Raw genomic sequence first — 8,850 nt, 5'->3', positions numbered from 1 at the left:
CTTTAGTGGTTTTCTTTAGAACGAGAAGCTTCGTCGCTAGCAGCGCCGCCGCCCTCGTCAGTGAGCGGGTTATAGTCGGAACACCTTTTTCAAGTCAACACGCCCAGTCGCAAAAACTTCAAAAAAAGAGCAAACAATTGATTTTAAATAGATTTACGGATTTTCCGGAGATGTTCCGCGATTCACCATCCGTTAACCAGGCGGAATTCGACGATGGATCTCCTCGGGGCGACAGCTGAACCGCAAGGCCGCAATATCCTTGTGCCGAAAAGAAGAAACATGCGATAGCGAAGGCACCCTTTATATAAACCCTGGCCCTCTGGCCATTTTCGGAGCGATCATCGTGCGCGTCTTGGAAGAAGCTTTTATTGCCGAATTGCCCAAATATTATCGCGGCAAGGTGCGGGAAAATTACGACCTGCCGAGCGGGGAACGTATCATCATTGCCACGGATCGCCTGAGCGCCTTCGATCGCATCATTACCTGCATTCCTGATAAGGGCCATGTCCTGACCCAGACTGCCCGCTACTGGTTCGAGGTGACCAAGGACATCTGCCCCAATCATGTTATCGCCTACCCGGATCCCAATGTCGTAGTCGGCAAGCGTCTCGATATTCTGCCGGTCGAGATCGTCGTGCGTGGTTATCTGGCCGGCACGACAGGCACCTCGCTTCTCACCCTTTATAAGAAAGGTGAGCGCAACATCTATGGACTGAGCCTGCCCGATGGCCTCAAGGATAATCAGGTGCTTCCCGAACCGGTGATCACTCCGACCAGCAAGGCCTTCGATGGCGGCCATGACGAGCCGCTCTCACCCCGAGACATTATCGATCAGGGCCTGCTGACAGCAGAGCAATGGCAGACACTTTCGACCTATGCGCTCGCTCTTTTCGCGCGTGGCCAGGAGATTGCAGCAAAACGCGGCCTTATCCTCGTCGACACGAAATATGAATTCGGCACCGATGCCAACGGCACCATCATTCTGGCTGACGAAATCCATACGCCCGATAGCAGCCGTTACTGGATCGCCGACAGTTATGATGAGGCTTTTCGCACCGGCGGACGTCCGAAAAGCTTCGACAAGGACTTTGTTCGGGCCTGGGTCGTGGAGCGCTGTGACCCCTATAAGGATGAACTCCCACCCATTCCCTCGGACCTCATCGAGGAAACGTCGTCCGTCTACCGGCACGCCTTCGAAATGATCACCGGCACGCCCTTCGTTCCTGACCGAAATGGCGAAACGGTATTACAGCGTATCCGCACCAATCTTGCGCCCTATTTCGTGAAATAGGGCTCCGCCCGTTTATCGATGTAAAACAACGAGGACTTAAGCGTGCGAAAACCGCGCCGCAAAGCTGAAGAAACACGCGAAGATATTTTGCGGACTGCCGATGCCCTTTTCCGCGAACGGGGCATCGCCAAGTCGTCCATCGCCGACATTGCCCATGAACTAGGCATGTCGCCGGCCAACGTGTTCAAGCACTTCAGTTCGAAGACGGCGCTGATAGACGCCATTTGTGATCGTCACATCACTCACATGATCGGCCGCTTCAACACGGTCGACACACCTGCTCCGCCGCCTGAAAAGCTCGGGCTCGTAGTCCGGCGGTTGATGCAGGCCCATATGGAAGATATTCGCGAGAACGCATTCTTCCTTGAAATGATCTTTCTCGTGACGCAGACCGAGCTGGAGAGCGGCTTTCATTACAAGCAGCTCATCGAGGATCTTTTCTTCAATCTTATTCAGGATGGCGTCAATGCCGGCGTTTATCATTGCGCCGATAGCCGCAAAACGAGCCGCTACGTCGCTGCGTCTTTTGCCAGTGTTCTTCATCCTATATTTCTTATTCACGAAACGCAGGCTGAGCTGGACGAGCGGCTGAATGGTCTCGTTGACCTTGCCAATGCAGCCCTTCGAAACCCGCTTGCAAAGTGATGGAAATTAAATTACGTCACTTTTCGAGCGAACGGACGTGACTCTTCATGTCTGCGCCCTAGTTCTGCCGGTATCCTGCCGGCTAATTGCCGCCTTCGTCCCCAAAGGCGGCAATCGAGATATCCTTCACGCCTCAGCGTCTGGAAAAGAATCATGAACCTTCGCAAACTGGTGCTTCCACTCTTCCTTGCAACTGCGCTTTCCGCCTGCAGTGATCAGGGACAGCAATCCGCAGGCCAAAGCCCGCAGAAGCCGGCGTCACCCGTCAGCGTCGTCGTAATGAAGAAGACCGACCGTCCGATCACCAACGTGCTTCCGGGCCGGGCCGTCGCATTCCAGACCACGGAGATCCGTCCGCGCGTCACCGGCGCCATCAGCGAGATCACCTTCAAGGAAGGAAGCGAGGTCAAGGCCGGCGAGGTTCTTTACCAGATCGACGACGACACCTATGCCGCGGCAGTCGCCCAGGCGCAGGCTGCGCTGCAGAAGGCTCAGGTCAGCATTCCTGCAGCCCAGGCAAACATGACCCGTTACGAACGCCTGGTGAACAGCGGCGCGACCCAGATCGAGTATGAAAATGCCAAGGTGACGCTGCTGCAGGCCGAAGCCGATGTTGAATCTGCCAAGGCGGCCTTGAACTCGGCCCAGATCGATCTCGACTTCACCAAGATCCGTGCGCCGTTCGATGGCCTGACGACGATCTCGACCGTCAGCATCGGCAATATCGTCACGGCCAACCAGACCACCGCGCTGACCACTTTGCGCAATATCGACCCGATCTATATAGACCTCATCGATTCCAGCACCAATCTCCTGGAACTGCGCGCGGCTGTTGCTTCGGGCCGTCTTCACGGCGATCCTCGCACGGCAGATATCAGCCTGATGCTCGAAGATGGGACGAAATACGACCATAACGGCAAGCTGAACATGGCGGAACTTGCCGTCAGCGAGACCACAGGAACCTACCAGATCCGTGCCATATTCGACAATCCCGATCACATTATCCTGCCGGGCATGTATGTTCGTGCGACCGTTACCGTCGGCACCGAGAACGGGTATCTCATTCCACAGAGAGCCGCGACGCGTAATGCCCGTGGCGAACTTTCGGCAAAGTTCGTCACGGCTGACAACAAGGTCGAGACCCGCACCTTCACCACCAGCAAATCCTCTGGCAACAACTGGCTTGTGACCGACGGCATCGCCGATGGTGACCGCCTCATCGTCGACGGCTTCCAGTGGATCGCCGATGGCGCACCGGTTCAAGCAGTCGAGGCAACGGTCAACGACCAGGGTTTCGTGGTCGAAGAGCCGAAAGTCGATGAAGCAAAGCCCCAGAAGTAGGAACGGCTGACGCTCGCCCGTAAACGCGGCCCCAAAACGCGGCAAGGAATTTCGAAATGGCGCATTACTTCATTCGGCGGCCTGTCTTCGCCTGGGTCATCGCAATCGTCATCATGCTGGGTGGCGCACTTGCCATCAGCACGCTGTCGATCTCGCAATATCCCGATATCGCCCCGACGACCGTGCGCATCAGCGCAACATATAATGGCGCCAGTGCCGAAACGGTCGAAAAGTCGGTGACCAGCATCATCGAGGACGGCATGACCGGCCTTGATGACCTGACCTACATGACCTCGTCATCCTCGACGGGCAGCGCCAGTGTCACGCTGACCTTCGGCAACAGCATCATGCCAGACATCGCCCAGGTCCAGGTACAGAACAAGCTTCAGCTGGTACAGTCGCAATTGCCGGACGTCGTCCAGAGCCAGGGCATCTCGGTCACCCGCTCGACATCGAGCATTCTCATGGTCGGCGCACTCGTTTCAGAAGACGGCAAGCGCAGCTCTGTCGATCTCGGCGATATTTTCGCGACCTCGATCGAAGATCAGGTCCAGCGGCTCGAAGGTGTCGGCAGCATCAATGTCTTCGGCTCCGGTTATGCCATGCGCGTCTGGCTCGATCCGTTCAAGCTGCAGAAATACCAGTTGACCGCGGCCGACGTGACGTCTGCCATCGAGGCACAGAACACCCAGGTTTCTGTTGGTTCGCTTGGCGCCCAGCCGGTGACGGAAGGCCAGCAGCTGACGGTCACCATGACAGCGCAAAGCCAGCTGACCACCGTCGACGAATTCGAACGCATCATTCTGAAAGTCGAGCAGGACGGCGCAACGGTTCGTCTAAGCGATGTGGCCCGCGTCGAGATCGGCCAGGAGTCCTATGGCGGCAGTTCGCGTTCCAACACCAAGCCGGCAGCCGGTTTTGCCGTTAACCTTGCAACCGGCGCCAATGCGCTCGATACGGCAGCCCGCGTGAAGGCCGAACTGGATCGTGTCGCAGGATCGCTGCCGGATGGCGTCGAGATCACCTACCCCTACGACACGACCCCTTTCGTCAAACTGTCGATCGAAAAGGTCGTTCACACGCTGATCGAAGCGATCGTTCTCGTCTTCGTCGTTCTTCTCGTCTTCCTTCAGAACCTGCGCGCCACCTTCATCCCGATGATTGCGGTACCCGTCGTGCTTCTCGGGACATTCGGCATCCTTGCCCTGACGGGATATTCGATCAACACACTGACCATGTTCGCCATGGTTCTGGCGATCGGGCTTCTGGTCGACGACGCGATTGTTGTCGTCGAGAATGTCGAGCGCATCATGGACGAGGAAGGTCTTTCGCCGCTCGAGGCGACCGAGAAGTCGATGCATGAAATCACCGGGGCGATCATCGGTATCGCACTGGTTCTGACCGCCGTGTTTATTCCCATGGCCTTCTTCGGTGGCTCGACGGGCATTATCTACCGACAGTTCTCGGTCACGATCGTTTCGGCCATGCTTCTGTCTGCTGTCGTCGCCATCGTGCTGACGCCGGCACTTTGCGCCACGATGCTGAAGCCGATCGACCACGCCAAAAAGAAAAGCGGCATCGGCGCGAAGTTCAACAATGGCTTCGACAAGACGACGAACGGTTATGTCGGTACGATCGGTTATCTTCTGAAGCGTCCGTTGCGCGTCATGCTGTTGTTTGCGCTGGTCGTCGGCGGCTGCGCCTTGCTGTTCACCAGACTGCCGAGCTCCTTCCTTCCCCAGGAAGACCAGGGTGTTCTGATGACGATCATCCAGACGCCGGTCGGCTCCACGACGGCGCGCACGGAAGAAGTCGTCAAGCAGGTGGAATCCTACTTCCTCGAAAAGGAGAAGGATAATGTCGATGCGGTCTTCGGCGCACTCGGCTTCAGCTTCAGCGGCACGGGCCAGAACAACGCCATCGTCTTCACCAAGCTTCGCGACTTCTCAGCGCGTGAAGGTGTGGGCCAGTCTGCGGCGGAAGTTCTGCAGCGCGCGCAGGGACATTTCTTCACCCTTCGCGATGCACAGGTGTTTGCCCTGCTTCCTCCCGCAATCCAGGGGCTGGGCAATTCCAGCGGCTTCTCCGCCTATCTGGTAGACAGCGGCAATAACGGCAATGACGCGCTGACCCAGGTCTCGCAGCAATTGATCGGCGAAAGTGCGACAAGCCCGATCATCAGTTCGCTCCGCAGCAACAACCAGCGCAGCGAGACCCAGCTGAAGATCCTGCTCGATCAGGAAAAGCTCGGCGCCATGGGCGTCGATCTCGCGGCTGTCAACTCGATGCTCGCGACGATCTTTGCCGGACGTGACGTCAATGACTTCACCCTCGATAACGAGCTGAAGCCGGTTTATGTTCAAGGTGATGCGTCTTACCGCATGCAGCCCGACGACCTCAAATACTGGTATGCCCGCAATACCGATGGCGAAATGGTGCCTTTCTCTTCGTTCAGCAAGCTGGACTGGGTTAACGGAACGCCGCAGCTTGCTCGTTACAACGGCACCAGCGCGATGTCGCTGGAAGGTTCGACCAAACCCGGCGTGAGCACCGGCGAGGCTATGAATGAGCTGGAACGCTTGGTAACCGAGTTGCCGGGTGGCTACACCGTCGCATGGCAGGGGATTTCCTACCAGGAACGTCTGTCTGGTTCACAGGCACCGATGCTCTACGCATTGTCGGTCCTGATCGTATTCCTCTGCCTCGCAGCGCTTTATGAAAGCTGGTCGATCCCGTTCTCGGTCATCCTTGCGGTACCGATCGGCGTGCTTGGTGCTCTCGCCGCAGCCTATCTGGCAAGCCAGTCGAACGACGTCTATTTCAAGGTCGGCCTGCTGACGACCATAGGTCTGGCGGCGAAGAACGCGATCCTGATCGTCGAATTCGCCAAGGACCGGCAGGCGACCGGGATGGGCCTGATCGAAGCCACCCTGGAAGCGGCGAGACTTCGTCTGCGTCCGATCATCATGACGTCGCTCGCCTTCATCCTCGGTGTCGTACCACTAGCAATTGCGACCGGTGCAGGCTCTGCCGCACAGAATGCAATCGGTATTGGCGTGCTGGGTGGTATGCTTTCTGCAACACTCCTCGGAATTTTCTTCGTTCCGACGTTTTTTGTTGTCGTCAGGCAGTTATCAAAACGTGAAAAACAGGAGACAACTACGTAAATCCGTTTACCAGTTGGTGGCATTCTGTCACCGATTCGGATTACGGTCGCCAATTCAATGATGTCGGCCCCGACACACGCGGGCTTGTAAGTAAGGGCTTTGGGACAAAAATATGATTTCCACTCGCGCAGCCGCCCCCCTCGTATTGCTACTGCTGTCCAGCTGCACACTTGGTCCTGACCATACTGCACCGCAGATTTCGCTTCCGGCAAAGTTCGCCGAAGGATCTGCGACGAGCAATGGTGATGTTGCCAAGAATGCCTGGTGGACAGCATTCTCCGACACACGCCTGAATGGTTACGTCAACCAGGGTCTCTCGCAGAACCTCGACGTGCTCCAGGCTCTGGAACGTATCAATCAGGCACAGGCAGCCGTCATCAGCGCCGGCGCCGGCGGACTTCCGTCGCTCGACCTGAGCGCACAGGCCGGACGCAGCGGTGCCAGCAGGCTCGGCGGCAACCCAGGCGCCACTTCGCTCGCCGAGCAGAATTCTGCTTCCGGTGGCCCGACCGCCTCCTGGTTCCTCGATCTCTTCGGCCTTTACGCCCGCTCCCGGGAAGCGGCACTTGCGGATCTCGACGCCAGCTATGCAAGCGTCGACGTCGCGCGTTTGACGCTGCTTTCTGCTGTTGCAGGCGCTTATATCGACGTTCGTTATTATCAGGAACGCATCGCGCTGACCCGCGCAAACCTTGATTCGCGCCGCGAGACGTTGAACCTCACCAAGCTTCAGCTCGAAGCCGGCGCTGCATCGCGACTGGATGTCGTTCAGGCCGAAGGTCTGGTCAACTCCACCCTGTCGACCTTGCCGGGTCTCGAGACCCAGTTCCGTCAGGCAGCACATCGCATTGCGACCCTGCTCGGCCTGCCGGCATCCTCGCTGATCGCAGACCTGCAGCGTGGCGCACGCCAGCCGGTTGCGCGCTTCAGCCCGAAGTCGGGTGTGCCGGCAGACCTGATCCGCAACCGTCCGGACGTTCGCGCCGCCGAACGCCAACTGGCAGCCGCAACCGCCCGCATCGGCGTTGCAGAAGCCCAGCTTTACCCCTCGATCTCGCTTGGCGGTTCGATCACACCTTCCTATTCCAAGGTGTTGGGTAACGACTCGGGCATTCTGTCTTGGTCCTTCGGTCCTTCGCTTTCGCTGCCGATTTTCGATGGCGGTGCTTTGAAGGCAAACGTCAAGTCGAACGAATCGGCTGCACGCGAAGCCTATCTCTCCTGGAAGCAGACGGTTCTGGGCGCAGTTGAGGAAGTTGAAAACGCTCTAGCTGCGGTTTCCCGCGATGGCCGCACCGTTGCTGCCCTGCGCGCAACCGTGAAGTCCTATCAGGAAGCCCTTGAGCTTGCGACCGCCAGCTACCGCGACGGCGCCTCTTCACTGCTCGACGTTCTCGATGCGCAGCGTCAGGTTTCCGACTCGCAGGCAAATCTCGCACAGGCCGTGCAGCAGATGGCGCAGAACTACGTCTCGCTTAACGTCGCGATCGGTGGCGGTTATGCAGTCGGCTCCACGGCCAAGACGGAAGTTGCTTCTGCCAAGGTCGTCAAGGACTGACGCCGGGATCGAGGTCGGTTCGCCGGCCTTGCTTCTTCTCTTTATCGGACACAACAAAAAACCTCCGGAGCACAAGCTTCGGAGGTTTTTTAATGCCGTTATGAAGGCCGGGGACGATGCCCCGGCAAATTTCTTAGTTCTTGGCGCGCTCGACGTAGGAATTGTCTTCCGTGGCGATGACGACGCGGGTACCGGCGTCAATATGCGGCGGAACGGCGGTACGGATGCCGTTGGACAGCATGGCCGGCTTGTAGGACGACGAAGCCGTCTGGCCCTTGACGACCGGTTCGGTCTCGGTGATTTCGAGAATGACGTGACGCGGCAGCTGCAGGGCAAGCGCGACACCTTCGTGCATGGACAGGATGCAGACCATGCCTTCCTGCAGATAGGCCTTCTGATCGCCCATCGTGTCGGCGTCGACGACGATCTGGTCGTAGTTTTCCGGGTTCATGAAGTGGAAACCTTCGCCATCTTCATAAAGGAACTGATGGTTGACGTCTTCGACAAAGGCGCGCTCGACCTGTTCCGTCGTACGCCAGCGCTCCGACACCTTCACGCCATCGACGATGCGGCGCATGTTGACCTGGGTAACAGGCGTGCCCTTGCCGGGATGGAAGTTTTCAGCGGTGAGAACGACATAGAGCTTGCCGTCGACATCGATGACGTTGCCCTTGCGGACGGAAGAGGCGATGACCTTGACCATAAGAGTTCCTTGTAACTCGACCGGCCACGTCGTAGATGACTGGCGAAACGGCCGTAGAGATGCTTTTCAGGTTTCCTTGCCGGCGCAACTAACGCAAAATCCGCCAAATAGCCAGCCCCGGCATTGGCTGACATTGCCCGACAAG

General features: G+C 57.8%; 7 protein-coding genes. 6 read left to right on the top strand and 1 reads right to left on the bottom strand.

Features of this window, described 5'->3' with window-relative positions:
- From JZX87_RS24370 to JZX87_RS24345, 6 genes are all read left to right on the top strand, one after another.
- Window positions 1-239 (top strand): hypothetical protein (locus JZX87_RS24370; protein ID WP_206828514.1); only part of this gene is annotated, 239 nt, incomplete at its 5' end.
- A 104-nt stretch (window positions 240-343) separates the two neighbouring features.
- Complete coding sequence (locus JZX87_RS24365) at window positions 344-1,291, top strand: phosphoribosylaminoimidazolesuccinocarboxamide synthase (RefSeq protein ID WP_206828513.1); 948 nt, start codon at window positions 344-346, stop codon at window positions 1,289-1,291.
- 42 nt (window positions 1,292-1,333) lie between these two features.
- Window positions 1,334-1,936 carry a TetR/AcrR family transcriptional regulator gene (locus JZX87_RS24360; RefSeq protein ID WP_206828511.1) on the top strand — a complete coding sequence of 201 codons (603 nt, stop codon included), beginning with the start codon at window positions 1,334-1,336 and terminating at the stop codon, window positions 1,934-1,936.
- A gap of 153 nt (window positions 1,937-2,089) precedes the next feature.
- The gene (locus JZX87_RS24355; protein WP_246436453.1) at window positions 2,090-3,277 is read left to right on the top strand and encodes an efflux RND transporter periplasmic adaptor subunit; all 1,188 of its coding nucleotides are present in this window, start codon (window positions 2,090-2,092) and stop codon (window positions 3,275-3,277) included.
- 56 nt (window positions 3,278-3,333) lie between these two features.
- Window positions 3,334-6,444, top strand: coding sequence for an efflux RND transporter permease subunit (locus JZX87_RS24350; protein WP_206828509.1), 3,111 nt, complete (start codon window positions 3,334-3,336; stop codon window positions 6,442-6,444).
- A gap of 112 nt (window positions 6,445-6,556) precedes the next feature.
- Window positions 6,557-8,002 carry an efflux transporter outer membrane subunit gene (locus tag JZX87_RS24345; protein ID WP_148143683.1) on the top strand — a complete coding sequence of 482 codons (1,446 nt, stop codon included), beginning with the start codon at window positions 6,557-6,559 and terminating at the stop codon, window positions 8,000-8,002.
- A gap of 133 nt (window positions 8,003-8,135) precedes the next feature.
- On the opposite strand, the gene efp is transcribed toward JZX87_RS24345, so the two are convergent.
- The gene (gene efp / locus JZX87_RS24340) at window positions 8,136-8,705 is read right to left on the bottom strand and encodes an elongation factor P (RefSeq protein ID WP_145643688.1); all 570 of its coding nucleotides are present in this window, start codon (window positions 8,703-8,705) and stop codon (window positions 8,136-8,138) included.
- Window positions 8,706-8,850 lie beyond the last annotated feature (145 nt).

The sequence above is a fragment of the Agrobacterium sp. Ap1 genome (genome assembly GCF_017313375.1).
Taxonomy (GTDB): domain Bacteria; phylum Pseudomonadota; class Alphaproteobacteria; order Rhizobiales; family Rhizobiaceae; genus Neorhizobium; species Neorhizobium cellulosilyticum.
Note: the sequence above shows the minus strand (reverse complement) of the source record. Positions and strands in the feature narration are given on the sequence as shown.

Bases quoted from the DNA above. Each gene is read 5' to 3' on its own strand.
- JZX87_RS24355 (WP_246436453.1), top strand. From the start codon at position 2,090: ATGAACCTTCGCAAACTGGTGCTTCCACTCTTCCTTGCAACTGCGCTT.
- JZX87_RS24350 (WP_206828509.1), top strand. From the start codon at position 3,334: ATGGCGCATTACTTCATTCGGCGGCCTGTCTTCGCCTGGGTCATCGCA.
- JZX87_RS24345 (WP_148143683.1), top strand. From the start codon at position 6,557: ATGATTTCCACTCGCGCAGCCGCCCCCCTCGTATTGCTACTGCTGTCC.
- efp (WP_145643688.1), bottom strand. From the start codon at position 8,705: ATGGTCAAGGTCATCGCCTCTTCCGTCCGCAAGGGCAACGTCATCGAT.